Source organism: Mesorhizobium sp. M0598, assembly GCF_040320865.1.
Classification (GTDB): Bacteria; Pseudomonadota; Alphaproteobacteria; order Rhizobiales; family Rhizobiaceae; genus Mesorhizobium.
Map to the genome: position 1 here is coordinate 202,400 of NZ_JAMYQL010000008.1, position 16,785 is coordinate 219,184.

The following is a 16,785-nucleotide window of genomic DNA, read 5'->3' on the forward strand; positions in this document are numbered from 1 at the left end:
CCCTAGTCAAGAGGTGCGCCGAGGGAATTTCGGGAAACGCAATCACGGAGGTTTTGATGACAGACGGTGTTGTGGAGCGTGTTCGCCCCCGGGACAGGATCCTGGAGACGGCACGGGACATGTTTCACAAGCATGGCATTCGCGGCGTCGGCATCGACGCCATCACTGAGGCGGCCGGCACCAACAAGATGACGCTCTACCGGCATTTCGAGTCCAAGGACGACCTGATCATCGAATGTCTGCGGGCGACCGCTTGCAGCGCCAACGCGATGTGGGAAAAGTTCGAGGCCGAGAATCCGGGCGACAAGCTGGCGCAGCTGCATGCCTGGGTCCGGATGGCGGCCGATTGCCTGATGTCGGATCGTCGCGGTTGCGACATGGCCAACGCCGCCATCGAGCTGAGCGAGGCCGATCATCCGGCAAGGCAAGTGATCAAGGAACTCAAGGAAGCGCAGCGCGAGCGTCTGGTCTCGCTGTGTCGCGATGCGGGTATCGGACAGGCCGAGCTTCTCGCCGATACGCTGTCGCTTCTGCTCGAGGGCGCCCGCGTCAGCCTGCAAAGCGTCGGCGCCGAGGGCCCGAGCGCGCAGTTCGTCCGCATGGCGGAAGGCCTGATCACGTCTTTCAGGGCCAGATAGTCTCGCAAGCGGCGAAACGATACGTGGCGTTTCGATTGCGGGCCGCGTCGCCGGGTGATGTCTCGTCCCATCGCGATGTGCCATCTCGCGTCTCCTGTGCCGATCCTCCGCACCATGGCCGGCGCGGCGTTGATCGCTGGTCGTGAGGCAGGATAGGGCCGCCGGCGAACCGGTGAGAGTGACAAGTGTGACAGGATTCTGCCCGACAAGCCGCGGCGGTCGCAGCGAAGCTCATCGATCCGCGGATCAGCAAACGTGTCCGGTGCTGTCCCGACCGCAAGCATTGGCCGCTATCCCGGAGCTGGAACAAAAAAAGCCCGCTGCCGGGAGGAGGTGGCAGCGGGCTCGATTTCGAATACGGCACGGGAGGAGGTGTACCGCACTCAGCGTCGGCATCGCATCTGGGAGGAGTAGATGGCCGACACCTGCAAAACTATCGATTGCCCAATGATTCGGCAACCACAAAAGTTGCATAGGTGATGTGCAGATTTGCGGTATCAACCGAATTTTAACGATCGAGGCCCGAGCGACCATCGCCTCGCGCGACATCACTGCACCGGGACATTTTCCTTGAAGATCAGGCGCGGCTCGATGAATTTCCGCGTCAGATAGGGCGCCGACGAGGCGATCGAGCCGAGCAGGCGAATGACCGACTGTTCGGCGATCAGCCGCGCATTCTGGTCGATGACGACGTCGAGCAGATCGTCGACGAGATAGCCGCGCGTCTCGCGCGTCAGATCATGGCAGATGAACACCGGCTTCGTCTGCGGCCTGACTTCGAGCAATGCTTTTGCCACGCCCGAGCGCCCGGCGCCGATACAATAGATGCCGAGCAGCTCCGGCGCGTTGTGCAGCGCCTTCATGGTCGCGGTATAACTGACCTCCGGCTCATCGTTGATCTCCACGGCGCTAGTGACGGTTAGGTTGGGGAACTCCTCGCCGAGCACGGAGCGAAAGCCCATCTCGCGTTCCTCATGGCCGCGGTAGGAGCGTGAACCGACGACCATCGCCAGATGGCCCTGGCGGCCGCCGAGGAACCGTCCCATCAGCAGCGCCGCCGTACGGCCGGCCACCCGGTTGTCAATGCCGACATAGGCCGAGCGGGGCGCGCCCGGAACATCGGACACAAGTGTGACCAGGCGGATGCCGGCCTCGATGATCTCGCGCAAGATGTTGCGCGTTCTCGGGTGATCGACGGCAATGACGCCGACACCGTTCGCCTTGAGCGAGAGGTTTTCGACGGCCGCCTGCAAGGCACTCGGCGAGATGCCGGCGAGCTTGTGGATGCGGCAGGAGGCGACCAGCGGCAGGCGCGCCGCATAATCCTCGATGTGCCTGGCCAGATCGGCCATGAAGGCATTGCTGCCTATCGGCAGGAAGAATTCGAGATGCGCCGGCCGCGAGGGCAACGCTACCTGGTCGACCACCGGCAGATAGCCGAGCTGCTTGGCCGCCTCCATCACGCGCTGCCGGTTGGCGGCACTGGCTCCCGCCCGGTTGTTGAGCACACGGTCGACCGTCGCGGTCGACAGGCCGCAGCTCCTGGCAATATCCGAAACGGTGGCTTTCATGTCGCAACCATGTGGCGATGCGATCCAGTGCCTCGACGATCAGGCCGACCCCCGGCTGCTCAGCCGGGCCGTTGCGTGCCCTCGACCAGCGCGTCATGGATCTCCTTGTCCGACATGCCGGTGATGACGCGTTCGACTTCGGCGACGCTGGTCTTCTTCGGGTCGATATCGTCGGCGACCACCTTGCCGCGGCGCATGACGACGATGCGGTCGACCACCTGGAAGACATGATGGATGTTGTGGGCGATGAAGATGCAGGAATGGCCGGAATCGCGGGCACTGCGCACGAAGCTCAGCACGCCTTGCGTTTCGGCGACGCCGAGATTGTTGGTCGGCTCGTCGAGGATGATGAGATCGCTGTCGAAATGCATGGCGCGCGCAATCGCCACCGCCTGCCGCTCGCCGCCGGAGAGCGAGCCGATCGGCGTCGTCGGCGGGATGTTCTTCGAGATGCCGACCTGCTTGAGCAGGTCGCGGGCAACCACGTTCATCGCCTCCTGGTCCATGCGGTTGAGGAAACGCGGCGGCTTGATCGGCTCGCGTCCGAGGAACAGGTTGCGGGCGATCGACAGCTGCGTCACCAGCGCGGAGTCCTGGTAGATCGTCTCGATGCCATGGGCGATGGCGTCGCTGGTGCTGCGCAGATTCACCTTCTTGCCGCGGATGAAGATGTCGCCGCTGGTCAGCGGGACCGCGCCCGATAGCACCTTGATCAGCGTCGACTTGCCGGCGCCGTTGTCGCCGAGCAGTCCAACGATCTCCCTTTCGTTGACATGGAAATTGGCATCAACCAGCGCCTGCACGCGGCCATAGGACTTGCGGATATTTTCCATGCGGACAAGCGGTTCGGCCATGGTTCAAGTCCCTGCCTGATGCCGGCGTTCCAGCCATGAATGGAGCGCCATCATGCCGAGGATGATGGCGCCGATGAAAATATTATAGGCAAGGCCGGGCACACCGATCAGCACGATGCCGTTGCGCATCACGCGCAGGATCAGGATACCGAGCACCGTGCCGATGATTGTGCCGCGCCCGCCGGTCAGCGCCGTGCCGCCGATCACCACCATGGCGATGACTTCGAGCTCGTAGCCGGTGCCGCTGTTGGGGTTGGCCGCAGAGGTGCGTAGCGAGGAGATGACGCCGGCAAGCGAGGCCAGGATCGACGACAGGATGAACAGGCCGATCTTGACGCCGCTGACATTGACGCCGCGCGCCCTTGCAGCACTCGGGTTGCCGCCGGCCGCCTGGATCCAGTTGCCTGTCCGGCTCTGCGTCAGAACGTAGCCGAGCACGATTGCGGCGGCGATGAACCAGAACAGCGACATGTAGATACGGAACGGCCCGATGAAGAAATCGCCGACCAGCGCTTCCGCCAGCCAGCTGCCCTCGGCGCTCCAGGTCCGCTGCGGAAACCCGTTGGTGACGAACAAAGCGGTGCCGCGCACCACCAGCAGCATGCCCAGCGTCACCAGGAAGGACGGGATCTTGAGTTGCGTCACGAAGCAGCCATTGACCAGTCCAATGAATGCAGCGACCACCAGCGAGATGACGAAGGCGGCTTCGAGCGAGGCGACGCCGCTGTTGAACAACGTCCACATCAGGACCGGCGAGAAACCGAACACCGAGCCGACCGAGAGGTCGAATTCGCCTGATGTCATCAACAGCGTCATCGCCAGCGCGATCAGCCCGAGCTCGACCGTGAAGGCCAGCGTGTTCGAGATGTTCTGCGGCGACAGGAAGTCGTGGTTGATGCCCCAGAACACGGCGATCTCGACGACGAGCAGCACAAACGGCCCGAACTCGGGCCGCGCGATCGAGCGTTGGATAAGAGAACGATTTTCCACCTTGGACCCGCGATAGGATTGGATTTGGCCGCGACCGCAACCGGCTTCGGCGGAATGATGAGACGGTCACGGCCGCCGAAGCGGCCGTGGCCAACTCGATCGCGGATTTATTTGCCGGACAGGATCTTGTCGTAGACCGCCGCGGTGTCCTTCTCGTAGAGCGCGCCGGTGATCACGTCGAAGCCAGGCGGGATACCGCTCGCCGCCATGTTGGCGAGCGAGAGCGCGACGTAGCTGGTCGCCTGCGGATCCTGCCATTGGCCGGCATTGACGTAGCCGTTCAGCACTTCCTGGGTGGTGTCGAGCGAGTTGCCCCAGCCGACGACCGGGATTTCGCCCGGCTTGACGCCGACCTGGTCGAACACCCGCTTGATCGAGCCGGTGACAAGGTCGCCGAGACCGATGACCGCCTTGACCTTGGCCCGGTTGGCGGTGAGGTAATCGACCATGCGGTTGATCACTTCGGCCTGGTCGAGCGTCGCTTCGGTGATTTCATAGGTGATGCCGAGCGGCTCGAAGACGCTCTTGATGCCTTCCTCTTCCTGGACGCCATAGGTGGCGCCGGGAATTTCGACCGGCATCCAGACGAAGTCGCCCTTCTTCACCAGGCCCTTGTCGACCAAATACTGCGCCCAATGCTTGCCGAAGGTGACGTTGTCGCCGCCGACATAGGCGTTGAAATCCGCCTTCGGGTCGGGCGTGTTGAAGTTGATGATCGGGATGTTCGCCGCCCGCGCTTCCTTGACGATCTCGACAAGGCTGCCCGGATCGGGGCTGGTCGTGGTGATGCCGTCGGCCTTGGCGGCGATTGCGGCGCGGACGGCTTCCTGTTGCGACGCCACGTCGCCATTGTGGAACGACGTGTTGACGGTGTTGCCGGTGTCCGTCGCCCATTGCTTGGCGCCGGCAAGGAAGTAGGTCCAGACCGGATCGGCCGGGCCGCCATGCGAAATCCAGTAGAACGTCTTGGCCTGTGCCGCGGCCGGAATGGCCAGCGCCACCACCAAGCCAAGTACAAGCAGTCTTAGCCTCGTCAGCATTTGATTTCCTCCCATTTGAACCGAACTCCTCCTCCGACGACGATCGCGGCCAAAGCCGTGCGCGGCCAACAACCGTGGTCGCATTTGCCAGCGTCGACCTGGGCGCATTAGAGCATTCCCTTTTTCGACCGATGGCAAGCCTCCATCGCCAATGGACGTTGGCGCAAGGCACCACGCCATCAGCAATCCCATCAGATTGCATCAGTTTGGCTGATATTTTCCAGGCGGCCGACGATCGGCCTTGTGACCGTCATGCAATCCCGCGCGGCGGCGCGCCGAGCACGTATTGCTCTAGGTCGATAAGCGTCCCGGTCATCAGCCCGGAGGCGTCGCTGAGCAGGAACAGCGTTAGCTGGGCGACTTCGTCCATGGTCAGCAATCGACCAAGCGGCAGGCCGGCGGCGGCAATCTTTGCCCAGTTTTCGCCCTTGCCCAGCGTGCGCGCCTGCATCTCTTGTTCGGCCGGCGTCGCTACCCAGCCCATGTTGATGCCGTTGACGCGGATGCGATCGGAAAGATGTGCGTTGGCAATGTTTCTGGTCAGCGTCGAAAGCGCGCCCTTGGTTGCGGAATAGATGGCAAGGTCCGGCGCACCGCAATGCGCATTCACCGACAGTATGTTGACGATGGCGCCCGCCGCCCGCCGTGTCTTCATGTCGGCTACGGCCCCCTGCATGAGGAAAAACGGCGCGCGCGCATTGACGGAAAACAACCTGTCCCAGTCGTCGATTGTGCCAGTTTCCAGAGAGGCCCGGTCGGTGAGGGCCGCGGCGTTCACCAGACAATCGATGCGGCCGAGTCTTTTGATCGCTTCCGCCATGACAGCTGCAGGCGCGGCCGGATCTCCAAGGTCGGCCTGGATGAAGACGACGGGCCGGCTTGGTCGTGAAAGCTCTTCGGCGATGCGTCTGCCACGCTCGGCATTGCGGCCGACAATGGCGATCCCTTCGCCGCCGTCGGCTGAGGCCAGCCGGACGATGGTCTCACCAAGTCCTTGCGTTCCGCCGGTAACGACAAGGGTCTTGCCCTCAAGAGCGACGATCAATGGACTCTCCCGAATGCCGACGAGCAGGTAATTTCCAATCAGAGAATTCTAGAATATATCGGATGTAGGGTGGGGGACTAGATGAGGTCGGCCCTTGCGAGGTCACGCATCAGATGGCTGGCGCCGTAGGTCCAGTGTGGGCAGTCGGGCGACAGCCGCACGCGGTTGACCAAGGCGCCGAATTTCTCCGACGAGATGGTGACGATGTCGCCGACCTTGTGGGTAAAGCCCTTGCCTGTTTCGCCGCGATCCTTCGACGGCACGAACATGGTGCCGAGATAGAGCGCCAGCCCGTCCGGGTATTGGTGATGTGGCCCCATGGCGGCGGCGACCAACTCTTCCGGCGAGCGGCTGATCTCGGCCATCGAACTGGCGCCCTCCAGCGAGAACCCATCCTCGCCTTCGACTTTCAGGCGTACGATCGCCTGCTTCACGTCGCCAATGGAAAATGTCTCATCGAACAGCCGGATAAAGGGGCCAAGTGCTGCCGAAGCGTTATTGTCCTTGGCTTTGCCGAGCAGCAGCGCCGAGCGCCCCTCGACGTCGCGCAGATTGACGTCGTTGCCGATCGTCGCCCCGACAATCCTGCCGCTGCCGGCGGCAATCATGGCGATCTCCGGCTCCGGATTATTCCATGTCGAAACCGGATGCAGGCCGACATCGGCGCCGAAGCCGACCGAGGCCATCGGCTGGCATTTGGTGAAGATCTCGGCATCGGGGCCGATGCCGACTTCCAGATATTGCGACCAGGCGCCGCGCGCTATCAGCTTGGCCTTGATCTCCATCGCTTCCGGCGAGCCGGGCTTGAGCTTCGACAGATCGTGGCCAATCAGCCCGGCGATGTCGGCGCGAATGGCGTCGGCCTTTTCCGCCGAACCGCGCGCCTGCTCCTCGATCACCCGTTCGAGCAGGCTGACGACAAAGGTGACGCCAGATGCCTTGATCGCCTGCAGGTCGACGGGGGACAGCAGATACGGTTTCCCCGGATCGCGCGCTGTCTCGAAACTGTTAGCGGCAATGGCATCGAGCGGGCCGATCGGCCGCCCCTTGGCCGAGCGGACGTGCCCCGCCGGATCCGGCAATTCGCAAACGTCGCGCACGGTCGGCGCCACATTTGACGTGATGTCGAAGACCGTGCCGTCACGCACCGTGACCACCAGCGGATGGGAAGCATCGCTCGCCCGGGCGCGGCCCACGAAGAGGCCTTCGGCGGGCAAATGTGTGGCGTTCGTCATGGCTTACATTTCCTGTTGTCTTGTCCTTCGGCCGCGGCACTTTCAACAAATTCCCGTCAAAGGTCTATCCCGCTTGCAGGGCGAGCTTTGTCAATTCTTTCAAGCGGTCTTCGCATCGCTGGACCTTGATCGAGCCTGACGTGCGCCAACGGCGACGGAAAACGCTCTTTCAAAATAATGAAACCGTCGCTAGGGTTTTCACCTACTGAAATCTTCAGGTGACGCTTGCACTTACGGTTTTCCGATCCAATCTGGCAGAAGCCGCGGACAGCCACCGCGTTCCAGTCGCTTTTTCCAGCCGGCCAATGCGTCGATGTCGTTATCGTCGGCGGCGGCATTCTGGGTCTGTCAACGGCCTTGCACGCTGCCCGGCTCGGCCTTGCCGTCCAGGTGCTGGAGGCCGGCGAAATTGGCAATGGCGCATCCGGCCTGAACGGCGGTCAGGTCATTCCCGGCCTGAAATACGATCCGGACTGGCTGCTGGAGCATTTTGGTCTCGAACGCGGCGAAGCGCTCGTCAACTTTGCCGCCTCGACCGCTGACACCGTCTTCGAATTGATCCGCGACGAAAGACTGGCGGTGCCGTTCGTCCGCAATGGCTGGATCCAGGCCGCGCATACCGAGACCGCGCTGAAAGCGGCGGCGAACCGGGATCGGCAGTGGCGCGCCCGCGGCGCCGATGTCCGGCTGCTGAGCAGGACGGAGATCGCGACGATGACCGGCGCGCAAGGCTATCTCGGCGGCTGGCTCGATCGCCGCGCCGGTGTCATCGATCCGCTCGCCTACACGTCGGAACTGGCGCGCGTCGCTGCAGCGGCGGGCGTAAAGATCGCCGAGCGCCAGAACGTGATGCAGATCAGCAAGAATGCTGGCTTTTGGCACGTTTCTACGGAAAGCGGCGCCGAACTCCAGGCCAAGGCGGTCGTTCTGGCGACCAACGCCTATACCGGCGGCCTGCTCCCCGGCCTCGCCGAGACGATCGTGCCGCTGCATTCCTTCCAGATCGCGACAGCGCCGCTATCGTCCAATCTCGCGGCGGCGATCCTGCCGGAAGGGCAGGCGGTGTCGGATTCGCGCCGCATCCTCGTCTATTATCGCAAGAGTGCCGACGGCCGGCTGGTGCTCGGCGGGCGCGGCCGCATGGCTTTCCCGAACGGCCCGGCCGACTGGGCGCATCTGGAACGCGCGCTGCTGCGGCTTTATCCGGCGCTGTCAGACATTGCCATTGAAAAGCGGTGGTTCGGCCGGGTGGCAATGACGCCGGACCATCTCCCGCATATCCACGAGCCAGAGAAGGGCCTGCTGGCGGTCGTCGGTTGCCAGGGCCGCGGCATCGGCCTGATGACCGCGCTTGGCGAGCGCATCGCCTCCTACCTGTCGAGCGGCGACACCAGGCAATTGCCGTTCCCGGTCTCGCCGATCCGGCCATTCCCGTTTCATGCGTTTCGGCAGGTCGGCGTTGCCGCGACGATCGCCTGGTACCGGATGCTGGACGCCTTCGAACGCTGACGTTCATGCCCAAGCGTGAAACAGCTTGACAGCTTCACGAATATGAAAAAAGTTTAGTCGATTTCAAATTATGATGGGTAGTCGATGTCGACCATCGCCGCAACGCAGCCGCTGCCGGAAACCCGGTCTTCGCCGGGTTTTCGCTTCGCCATGCTGCTGCCCGGCGGGTTGGTCACGTTCTTGCTGATCCTTTTCGCCCTCGGCCTGGTGTTCTTTCTCGCCTTTCGCGGCAATGACGGCTCGCTGCTGGGGGCTGGTTTCACCCTTGCGAATTTCGTCACTGTGGCCACCGATCCGCTGTACTGGACGGTGACGCTGCGCTCGCTGGGCATCGCCGGCCTGGTGACGCTGGCAACCGTCGTCACCGCCTATCCCGTTGCCTACTATCTGGCTTTCCATGCCGGGCAGCGGCGCGGGCTGCTGCTGTTCCTGCTGACCCTGCCGTTCTGGACCAGCTATCTGCTGCGCGTCTTCGCCTGGAAGATCGTGCTTGCCTATAATGGCGTGCTGAACTCGGCGCTGATCGAAAGCGGCATCTGGTCGGAGCCGACATTGGCGTTCTTGAATACGCCGGCAGCGGTCGTCGTCACGCTCGCCCACGCTTATGCGCCGTTCGCTATCCTGCCCATCTATGTGGCGCTGGACACCATCCCGAAATCGCTGCTCGAGGCCGCTTCCGATCTCGGCGCAAAACCATTCACCAGCTTCCGCCGCATCGTGCTGCCCAATTCGATGCCGGGCGTGCTGGCGGCTGCTCTCGTCGTCTTCGTGCCGACCGTCGGCGATTATGTGACGCCGGCGCTGGTCGGCGGCCCTGCCAGTACAATGATCGGCACGCTGATCCAGGCCGAGTTCGGCAAGGCCAATGACTGGCCGTTCGGCGCCGCACTCGCCGTCGCCGTCATGCTGGTCATTCTCGCCGTGGTGCTGGTGGTGCGCTTCGCCGACCGCCGATACGGCAGCCGCACATGAACACGGCGCGTATCGATGCAAGGCAGGGCGGCGGCTGGCTGGGTGTCTATGTCCTTGCCTATCTGGTGTTCCTGTATCTGCCGATACTGCTGATCCCGCTGTTTTCCTTCAACAATTCGATCCAGGCGGCATTTCCGCTGCAAGGCTTCACGCTGGAATGGTACGGCACGCTGGTCGGCAATTCGGCGCTGTCCGGTGCGCTTGCCACCAGCCTCGTCATCGGCGCCATTGCCGCCACTGGCGCAACACTCTGCGGCATTACCGTGTCCTATATGGACCTTTACGGCCGCTCGCCGCTGGCCGCCACGATCAGTGCCATTGCGCGGCTGCCGATCCTGATCCCCGGCGTCATCGTCGGCATCTCGCTGTTGATCCTGGTCAATCTCGCCGGTTTCGGGCCGTCGCGCATTGCCATTGTGCTCGGCCATGTATTGGTGGCGCTGCCGACGACGGTGGTGGTCATGCGCAGCCGCTTCGCCGCCATCCCGAAGACCATCCGCGAGGCAGCGCTCGACCTCGGCGCCTCGGACTGGACGACCTTCAGACGGGTGATGCTGCCGCTCAGCCTGCCCGCCATTATTTCGGCGTTCATGCTGGCCTTCCTGACCTCGTTCGACGAGTTCATCGTCGCCTTCTTCCTTGCCGGCACCGAGCCGACGCTGCCGCTTTATATCTGGAGCCAGCTGCGCTTCCCGAAATCGCTGCCGACCGTCATGGCGCTCGGCACGGCGATCCTGGCAGTGTCGTTCGTCATCGCCGCACTCGCCGAAATCCTGCGCCATCGCGGGCTTGCCGCCACCCGGCGGCCAGCGCCCGCCAGCCTGTCAAAACCAGAAGAAACCGAAAGAGGAGAACTGCAATGGCATTCGACCTGAAATCGATAACGGCAAAGACAGCGAAAACCGGACTGGCCGCCTTCGCGCTGGCGCTTGCATCGACTGTCGCCTTTGCCGGCGACAAGCTGCAATATTTCACCTGGTCGGGCTATGAACTGCCCGACTTCAACAAGAGCTTCCTCGCCGCGCACCCAGATGGCGTCGAAGCCGCGATGTTCGGCGACGACGATGACGCCTTCACCAAGGTCAAGGCCGGCTTCCGCCCCGATGTCGCGCACCCTTGCTATGACAAGGTGGCGCGCTGGAACAAGGAAGGCCTGCTGCAGCCGATCGACACCAAGCGCATCAAGAACTGGGATTCGATCTTCCCGGTCTTCAAGAACCTGCCCGACCTGCAGGCCGGCGACGGCAAGGTCTGGATGGTGCCGTGGGACTGGGGCAATACCTCGATCCTCTACCGCACCGATCTGGTGAAGAACCCCGAAGCCAGCTGGAACCTGCTCTGGGACAAGCAATATGCCGGGCGCATGGCGACCATCGATGCCGTCCACGACACACCGGTGGTGGCGGCCCTTCTGGCAGGCGTCAATCCGTTCGACATGACACCGGAACAGATGGACAAGGTGGCGGAAAAACTGCGCGAGCAGCGCCCGCTGCTCTCGAACTACACCACCGACATGACCTCGGTCGAACAGGCACTGGCGAGCGGCCAGCTGGTCGCGGCCATGACCTGGAACGCCTCGGCAACCTCGCTGAAGAAGCAGGGCGTGCCTGTAGAGTTCATGAAGCCGAAGGAAGGCATGCTGACCTGGGCTTGCGGTTTCGTCATGCTCAAGGACGCCAGGAACGTCGATCTTGCTTATGACTTCATCAACAGCCGGCTGGAAACGGATTCCGGAAAGTATCTGATCCAGGCCTACGGCTATGGCAGCTCGACCAGCTCGGCTTTCGCCGCCGTGCCAAAGGAGGAGTTGGAGAAACTGCAGCTGCCTTCCGATCCCGAGGTGATGCTGAAGACCACGATCTTCACCGGGCCGATGAAACAGAATGACGAACTCGCCAAGATGTTCGAGAAGGTCAAGGCAGGCGGCTGAGTTCGCTCTTCCTTCTCCCCTTGTGGGAGAAGGTGGATTGGCGCGCAGCGCCAAGACGGTTGAGGGGTGTTGGAAGGAATGAGGCGTTGGTGTTTTCTGGAACACCCCTCATCCGACCGAGCTTCGCTCGGCCACCTTCTCCCACAAGGGGGAGAAGGGAAGACCGCGCGGCGCCGGCCAAAAATACTGTAACAAGGACGAACGAATGGACATGCTGGACGAAGCGGCTGAGAAGCCGAAGGACGACGCCGACGTCAGGGTCGGCCGGCGCGTGCGGGCGCTCAGGCTGGAGCGCAATCTCTCGCTGGCCGAACTTGCCGCCAAAGCCGGTGTCTCGATAGGTGCGCTAAGCCAGATCGAGCGCGGCATGTCGTCATTGCGGGTCCGCGTGATCTGGCCGCTTGCCGCCGCCCTCGATATAGAGCCGTCGGCCCTGATCGCCGACGGCAATGATGTCGGCAACGATCTTTATTGTGTGCGCGCCAACAGCCGGCGTCAGATCCCGGTCAAGTCGGAAGGCACCGCCAAGGCGCTGCTGTCGCCGCCGGCCGCCACGCTGACCGGCATGCTGGTGACCGTGGAAGCCGGCGGCGGCACCGCGGAAGCCTATGCCCATGCCGGCCATGAATTCGGCTTCGTCCTGTCCGGCGAGGTCGAGCTGGTGGTCGATTCGACCAGATACGGGCTGAAGGCCGGTGACAGCTTCGCCTTCAAGAGCACCTTGCTGCACGCCTTCCGCAATCCGGGCAGCGAGCGCTGCCAGATCCTGTGGGTCAACACCACCAAGCCGTCCGAGGTTCGCGATGGCGCCTGATCCTCTCGTCCGGCTGGACAAGGTCTCCAAGATATTCCCCGGCGGCATCGTCGGGCTCGAGTCTGTCGATCTCGACATTGCCCGCGGCGAGTTCCTGACCTTGCTCGGGCCGTCCGGCTGCGGCAAGACCACCAGCCTGCGGGTCATCGCCGGCTTCGAGAGCCCGTCGAGTGGCAGGGTTCTGCTCGAAGGCGGTGACATCACGGCACTCAGGCCCTTCGGCCGTCCCGTCAATACCGTGTTCCAGGACTACGCGCTGTTCCCACACATGAACGTTGCCGAAAATGTCGGCTTCGGCCTGTCGCTGCGCAGGCTCTCCGGTGCCGAACAGGCAAAGCGCGTCGGCGCAGCGCTCGACATGGTCGGCCTTGCCGAGAAGCTCGGCGCCCGCGTGTCCGAATTGTCGGGTGGCCAACGCCAGCGCGTCGCGCTTGCCCGCGCCATCGTCTGCGAGCCGCGTGTGCTGCTGCTCGACGAGCCGCTATCGGCGCTCGACGCGCATCTGCGCGAGCAGATGCAGGTCGAACTGAAGCGGCTGCAGTCGCGGCTTGGCACCACTTTCGTCATGGTCACGCACGACCAGACCGAGGCGCTGTCGATCTCAGACCGCATTGTCGTCATGAACAAGGGCCGCATAGAGCAGATTGCGCCGCCGGCAACTCTTTACGACCGGCCCGCCACCAAATTCGTCGCCAGCTTCATCGGTACCATGAACCTTCTGCAGTCGCGCTTTGTCGGCCGTGACGGCGAGCGCCTGCTGTTCACTGCCGGCGTCCTGCCGCTGGAAGCGATTTCGGATAAAGGCGAGCTGCCTGGCGAGGGCACTGTGCGCACCATCGGCGTGCGTCCGGAGGATATTTTGGCCACGACCGAGGCCGCGGCCGGTACCGCACCGGTGCGGGTGAACAGCATCGTCTTTCACGGCCGCACCTTGCGCCTTCATGCAGAGCTGGGGCAGGGGACACAGGTGGTGATCGACGCGCCACGCCGGGCGGAGGGTTTTCAATTCAGCGTCGGCGACGTGGCGCATATCAGCCTGCGGCGCGGCGCCAACTGCCCTATGCTACCTAGCTAGTCTCACTCATTTTTAGAAAACCGGAGCACGGCCCATGAGCAATCATCTCAATTTTTTCATCGGCGGCAAATGGGTCGGCCCCGTGGTTGCGGCAACGCTGGATGTGATCGATCCGTCCACCGAAGAGGCCTACACCAAAATCTCGGTCGGCTCGAAAGCCGATGTCGACAAGGCCGTGGCGGCAGCCAAGGCGGCATTCCCGGCCTTCTCGCAAACCAGCAAGGCCGAGCGCCTGAAGCTGCTGAAGCGTATCCTCGAAGTCTACAATGAGCGCTACGAGGACATCGCCCAGGCGGTCAGCCAGGAAATGGGCGCGCCGATCAGGTGGGCGCGCGAGGCGCAGGCCTGGGCGGGCAGGGCGCATATGGAAGCCACCATCAAGGCGCTTGAGGATTACGAATTCAGCGAGAAGCGCGGCACCACCATGGTGGTCAAAGAACCGATCGGCGTCTGCGCGCTGATTACGCCGTGGAACTGGCCGCTCAACCAGATCGTCTGCAAGGTGGCGCCGGCGATCGCCGCCGGCTGCACGGTCATTTTAAAGCCTTCCGAAATCGCGCCGATCAGCGGCATCATCTTTTCCGAGGTGATGGACGCCGCCGGCACGCCGAAGGGCGTCTACAATATGGTGAATGGCACTGGTCCGGATGTCGGCCAGGTCATGGCTGGCCATCTCGACGTCGACATGGTCTCGTTCACCGGGTCGACCCGGGCCGGCATCATCGTCGCCAAGACGGCGGCCGAGACCGTCAAGCGCGTCGCGCAGGAGCTGGGCGGCAAATCGGCCAACATCGTGCTGCCCGACGCTGACTTCGAGACGGCGGTGCGCAAGGGTGTCAACGCCTGCTTCGGCAATAGCGGCCAGTCCTGCGATGCGCCGACCCGCTTGCTGGTACCGGCCGCCCGTCACGACGAGGCGCTGACGATCGCCAGGAAGGCCGCCGAATGGCACAAGGTCGGCGACCCGCGCTCGGAGGAGACCAAGCTCGGGCCGGTGGTCAGCAACGTCCAGTTCGACAAGATCCAGCGGTTGATCGAGGCAGGTATCGCCGAGGGTGCGACGCTGGTCACCGGCGGCCCCGGCCGGCCGGAACACCTCAACCGTGGCTATTATGTGCGACCGACCGTTTTCGGCCACGTCAGGCCTGGCATGACCATCGAGAAGGAGGAGATTTTCGGGCCGGTCCTGTCGGTCATCTCCTACGATGACGATGATGATGCGGTGAAGATCGCCAACGACACCGTCTATGGCCTGGCTGCCTATGTGCAGTCCGGGGATATCGACCACGCCCGCAAGATTGCCAGCCGCCTGCGTGCCGGGCAGGTGTCGATCAACTATCCGGAATGGGATACGTTTGCGCCCTTCGGCGGCTACAAGCAGTCCGGCAACGGCCGCGAATATGCCGACTGGGCCATCCACGATTTCCTCGAGATCAAGGGCATCATCGGCTACGGCGCCTGAGCGTTCAACATTGGCATTACGCTAACCGTCAAGTTTGTTGCGAGCGTTGGTGCCTCGGCATCGGCGTTCGGTTGAACGGCCACGACGGCTCCGTGGCCGCAATGTGAGTGCGAAGCAGGTCGCCTCAGATCGTCTTGAGATAGCCGGCCAACTGATCCGCCACCGTGCCCCAGCCGTCGTAGAAGCCCATCTCCTCGTGGCTGTTGCGCGTGGCTTCGTCGCGGTGGATGGCGGTGGCGGTGTAGCGCGTCGTCTCGCCATGCGATTGCAGCGCTATGACGGCTGTGATGAATGGGTCGCCTGACGGCCGGTAGCCTGGCAGCAGCGCATCGGTCCACACCAGCCGCTCGTCCTGGACGATCTCGAGGTAGCAGCAACGCCTATCGTTGACCTCCTTGCCGTCGGGCGACTGCATGCGGGTCCGGAACAGACCGCCGGGCCGCAGATCGATCTCGCAATCGGTGATGATCCACGGCTTCGGCGTGAACCATTGGCGGACATGGTCGGGTCTCGTCAGGGCCATCCACAGCAGTTCTCGCGGCGCCTCGATCGTCCGTTCGAGCACGAGGTCGAGCTTCGGATCGGGTTGGAACAACGGCACCATATTCATCTGTCTGTCTCCTTGAGTTTCAGTACGTAGTCGTCGAACTGGTCGAGACGGCGCTCCCACAGCGCACGCTGCTCGGCCAGCCAGTTTTCCGCGAGCTTCAACGGCTCCGGCGCGAGCCGGTAGGTCCTGACGCGGCCGGCCTTTTCCGAATGCACCAGCCCGTAGCCTTCCAGAACCCTGAGGTGCTCGATGAAGGATGGCAGGGCCATCTCGAACGGCTGGGCAAGCTCGCTGACCGAGGCGGGGCTTCGGTTCAGTCGCTCGACCACGCGTCGCCGGGTCGGATCGGCGAGCGCCCGGAAAATGCCGTCGATCGGCGGGGGGCTTTCGGTCTGCAGGCTCGTCATGGTCGTTTCCTTGCCTCGGCTATTTCGTGAGAAAATTAGCTCGGGAAATGGTTAGGAAAATTCCTTACCATTGGCAAGCGCGGAAATCGCGGAGCCCGGCGAGGCCGCTGGAAAAGTGAGCGGCGCGGTTTTAGGGTGCCGTCAGATTCGACCGGTCCGAGGACGCGTTTTGACGATCACCATGTACGGCATCACCAATTGCGATACGGTCAAGAAGGCGCGTTCCTGGCTGGCGAGCCACGATGTTGCCTATCGCTTTCACGACTACAGGGCAGACGGCCTTGACGCGGATCGGCTGAACGGCTGGTCAGGCAAGGTCGGCTGGGAAATCCTGCTCAACAAGGCGAGCACAACGTACCGTGAACTGTCGGAGGAGGACAGACTGGGCTTGGACGAGAACAAGGCCAAGGCGCTGATGCTGGCCAAACCGACGATGATCAAGCGTCCGGTGCTGGAACTTGGCGATCGCATACTGGTTGGCTTCAAGCCGGACATTTATCAGCAGGCGATGGGTGGTTGAACCCGGTGCAGCGGGACGGCGAGGTTTCGCGGCTTCGTTCCAGCTTGGGTTCCTCGCCCCCACGAAAGTGCTAGGGGATGCACACATCTTTTCGTTGCGTCGATGACTCATCTGTGAGTTGCGGCGTCGGGTTGGTGTGTGATTCTGTAGGCGACGTACTGAGGGAGGCGTCG

Annotated in this window: 17 protein-coding genes; 9 read left to right on the forward strand and 8 right to left on the reverse strand. The window is 63.0% G+C overall.

The window, feature by feature from the left end:
• Positions 1–56: 56 nt before the first annotated feature.
• Complete coding sequence (locus tag NKI59_RS13600; RefSeq protein WP_031211029.1) at positions 57–638, forward strand: TetR/AcrR family transcriptional regulator; 582 nt, start codon at positions 57–59, stop codon at positions 636–638.
• Between the two features lie 548 nt (positions 639–1,186).
• Here the strand turns inward: NKI59_RS13600 and NKI59_RS13605 are convergent.
• The 6 genes from NKI59_RS13605 to NKI59_RS13630 form a co-directional block, all read right to left on the reverse strand.
• Positions 1,187–2,209 carry a LacI family DNA-binding transcriptional regulator gene (locus tag NKI59_RS13605; protein WP_352704713.1) on the reverse strand — a complete coding sequence of 341 codons (1,023 nt, stop codon included), beginning with the start codon at positions 2,207–2,209 and terminating at the stop codon, positions 1,187–1,189.
• A 59-nt stretch (positions 2,210–2,268) separates the two neighbouring features.
• Entirely contained in the window at positions 2,269–3,063 is a 795-nt protein-coding gene (locus NKI59_RS13610; RefSeq protein ID WP_023674040.1) for an ATP-binding cassette domain-containing protein, read from the reverse strand.
• Positions 3,064–3,066: 3 nt separating this feature from the next.
• Positions 3,067–4,053 (reverse strand): ABC transporter permease, encoded by a 987-nt coding sequence (locus tag NKI59_RS13615; protein WP_352590106.1) that lies wholly within the window; start codon positions 4,051–4,053, stop codon positions 3,067–3,069.
• 107 nt (positions 4,054–4,160) lie between these two features.
• Positions 4,161–5,093 carry a substrate-binding domain-containing protein gene (locus tag NKI59_RS13620; RefSeq protein ID WP_023716807.1) on the reverse strand — a complete coding sequence of 311 codons (933 nt, stop codon included), beginning with the start codon at positions 5,091–5,093 and terminating at the stop codon, positions 4,161–4,163.
• Positions 5,094–5,343: 250 nt separating this feature from the next.
• Positions 5,344–6,138 carry an SDR family oxidoreductase gene (locus NKI59_RS13625; RefSeq protein WP_352621194.1) on the reverse strand — a complete coding sequence of 265 codons (795 nt, stop codon included), beginning with the start codon at positions 6,136–6,138 and terminating at the stop codon, positions 5,344–5,346.
• A gap of 77 nt (positions 6,139–6,215) precedes the next feature.
• Positions 6,216–7,373: a fumarylacetoacetate hydrolase family protein gene (locus NKI59_RS13630; protein WP_352621196.1), complete on the reverse strand. Its 1,158-nt coding sequence runs from the start codon at positions 7,371–7,373 to the stop codon at positions 6,216–6,218.
• 225 nt (positions 7,374–7,598) lie between these two features.
• Here NKI59_RS13630 and NKI59_RS13635 point away from each other — a divergent pair, with 225 nt between their 5' ends.
• The 7 genes from NKI59_RS13635 to NKI59_RS13665 all read left to right on the forward strand — a co-directional run bounded on the left by NKI59_RS13635 (position 7,599) and on the right by NKI59_RS13665 (position 15,135).
• Positions 7,599–8,882 carry an NAD(P)/FAD-dependent oxidoreductase gene (locus NKI59_RS13635; RefSeq protein WP_352590097.1) on the forward strand — a complete coding sequence of 428 codons (1,284 nt, stop codon included), beginning with the start codon at positions 7,599–7,601 and terminating at the stop codon, positions 8,880–8,882.
• Positions 8,883–8,966: 84 nt separating this feature from the next.
• Positions 8,967–9,854, forward strand: coding sequence for an ABC transporter permease (locus tag NKI59_RS13640; protein WP_352590094.1), 888 nt, complete (start codon positions 8,967–8,969; stop codon positions 9,852–9,854).
• Positions 9,851–10,729: an ABC transporter permease gene (locus NKI59_RS13645; protein WP_352590091.1), complete on the forward strand. Its 879-nt coding sequence runs from the start codon at positions 9,851–9,853 to the stop codon at positions 10,727–10,729. The genes NKI59_RS13640 and NKI59_RS13645 overlap by 4 nt, the downstream gene beginning before the upstream one ends.
• Positions 10,714–11,784 (forward strand): ABC transporter substrate-binding protein, encoded by a 1,071-nt coding sequence (locus NKI59_RS13650; RefSeq protein ID WP_352704715.1) that lies wholly within the window; start codon positions 10,714–10,716, stop codon positions 11,782–11,784. Before NKI59_RS13645 ends, NKI59_RS13650 begins: the two co-directional genes overlap by 16 nt.
• A 205-nt stretch (positions 11,785–11,989) precedes the next feature.
• Entirely contained in the window at positions 11,990–12,598 is a 609-nt protein-coding gene (locus NKI59_RS13655; protein WP_352590085.1) for a cupin domain-containing protein, read from the forward strand.
• Entirely contained in the window at positions 12,588–13,673 is a 1,086-nt protein-coding gene (locus NKI59_RS13660) for an ABC transporter ATP-binding protein (RefSeq protein WP_352704717.1), read from the forward strand. The genes NKI59_RS13655 and NKI59_RS13660 overlap by 11 nt, the downstream gene beginning before the upstream one ends.
• A 34-nt stretch (positions 13,674–13,707) precedes the next feature.
• Entirely contained in the window at positions 13,708–15,135 is a 1,428-nt protein-coding gene (locus NKI59_RS13665; protein ID WP_352590079.1) for an aldehyde dehydrogenase family protein, read from the forward strand.
• Positions 15,136–15,259: 124 nt separating this feature from the next.
• On the opposite strand, the gene NKI59_RS13670 is transcribed toward NKI59_RS13665, so the two are convergent.
• Together NKI59_RS13670 and NKI59_RS13675 are read right to left on the reverse strand one after the other, a co-directional pair.
• Positions 15,260–15,745: an SRPBCC family protein gene (locus NKI59_RS13670; protein WP_502897426.1), complete on the reverse strand. Its 486-nt coding sequence runs from the start codon at positions 15,743–15,745 to the stop codon at positions 15,260–15,262.
• Positions 15,742–16,092, reverse strand: a complete 351-nt coding sequence (locus NKI59_RS13675; protein WP_352590076.1) for an ArsR/SmtB family transcription factor — start codon at positions 16,090–16,092, stop codon at positions 15,742–15,744. Before NKI59_RS13675 ends, NKI59_RS13670 begins: the two co-directional genes overlap by 4 nt.
• Positions 16,093–16,261: 169 nt before the next feature.
• Between NKI59_RS13675 and NKI59_RS13680 the strand changes: the two genes are divergently transcribed.
• A complete protein-coding gene (locus NKI59_RS13680; RefSeq protein WP_352590073.1) occupies positions 16,262–16,612 on the forward strand; it encodes an ArsC family reductase in 351 nt (116 codons plus the stop codon).
• The last annotated feature ends 173 nt before the right edge of the window (positions 16,613–16,785 follow it).

Coding starts and splice junctions, on each gene's coding strand:
- NKI59_RS13600 (WP_031211029.1), top strand. CDS start 57: ATGACAGACGGTGTTGTGGAGCGTGTTCGCCCCCGGGACAGGATCCTG.
- NKI59_RS13605 (WP_352704713.1), bottom strand. CDS start 2,209: ATGAAAGCCACCGTTTCGGATATTGCCAGGAGCTGCGGCCTGTCGACC.
- NKI59_RS13610 (WP_023674040.1), bottom strand. CDS start 3,063: ATGGCCGAACCGCTTGTCCGCATGGAAAATATCCGCAAGTCCTATGGC.
- NKI59_RS13620 (WP_023716807.1), bottom strand. CDS start 5,093: ATGCTGACGAGGCTAAGACTGCTTGTACTTGGCTTGGTGGTGGCGCTG.
- NKI59_RS13630 (WP_352621196.1), bottom strand. CDS start 7,373: ATGACGAACGCCACACATTTGCCCGCCGAAGGCCTCTTCGTGGGCCGC.
- NKI59_RS13640 (WP_352590094.1), top strand. CDS start 8,967: ATGTCGACCATCGCCGCAACGCAGCCGCTGCCGGAAACCCGGTCTTCG.
- NKI59_RS13645 (WP_352590091.1), top strand. CDS start 9,851: ATGAACACGGCGCGTATCGATGCAAGGCAGGGCGGCGGCTGGCTGGGT.
- NKI59_RS13650 (WP_352704715.1), top strand. CDS start 10,714: ATGGCATTCGACCTGAAATCGATAACGGCAAAGACAGCGAAAACCGGA.
- NKI59_RS13655 (WP_352590085.1), top strand. CDS start 11,990: ATGGACATGCTGGACGAAGCGGCTGAGAAGCCGAAGGACGACGCCGAC.
- NKI59_RS13660 (WP_352704717.1), top strand. CDS start 12,588: ATGGCGCCTGATCCTCTCGTCCGGCTGGACAAGGTCTCCAAGATATTC.
- NKI59_RS13665 (WP_352590079.1), top strand. CDS start 13,708: ATGAGCAATCATCTCAATTTTTTCATCGGCGGCAAATGGGTCGGCCCC.
- NKI59_RS13670 (WP_502897426.1), bottom strand. CDS start 15,745: ATGAATATGGTGCCGTTGTTCCAACCCGATCCGAAGCTCGACCTCGTG.
- NKI59_RS13675 (WP_352590076.1), bottom strand. CDS start 16,092: ATGACGAGCCTGCAGACCGAAAGCCCCCCGCCGATCGACGGCATTTTC.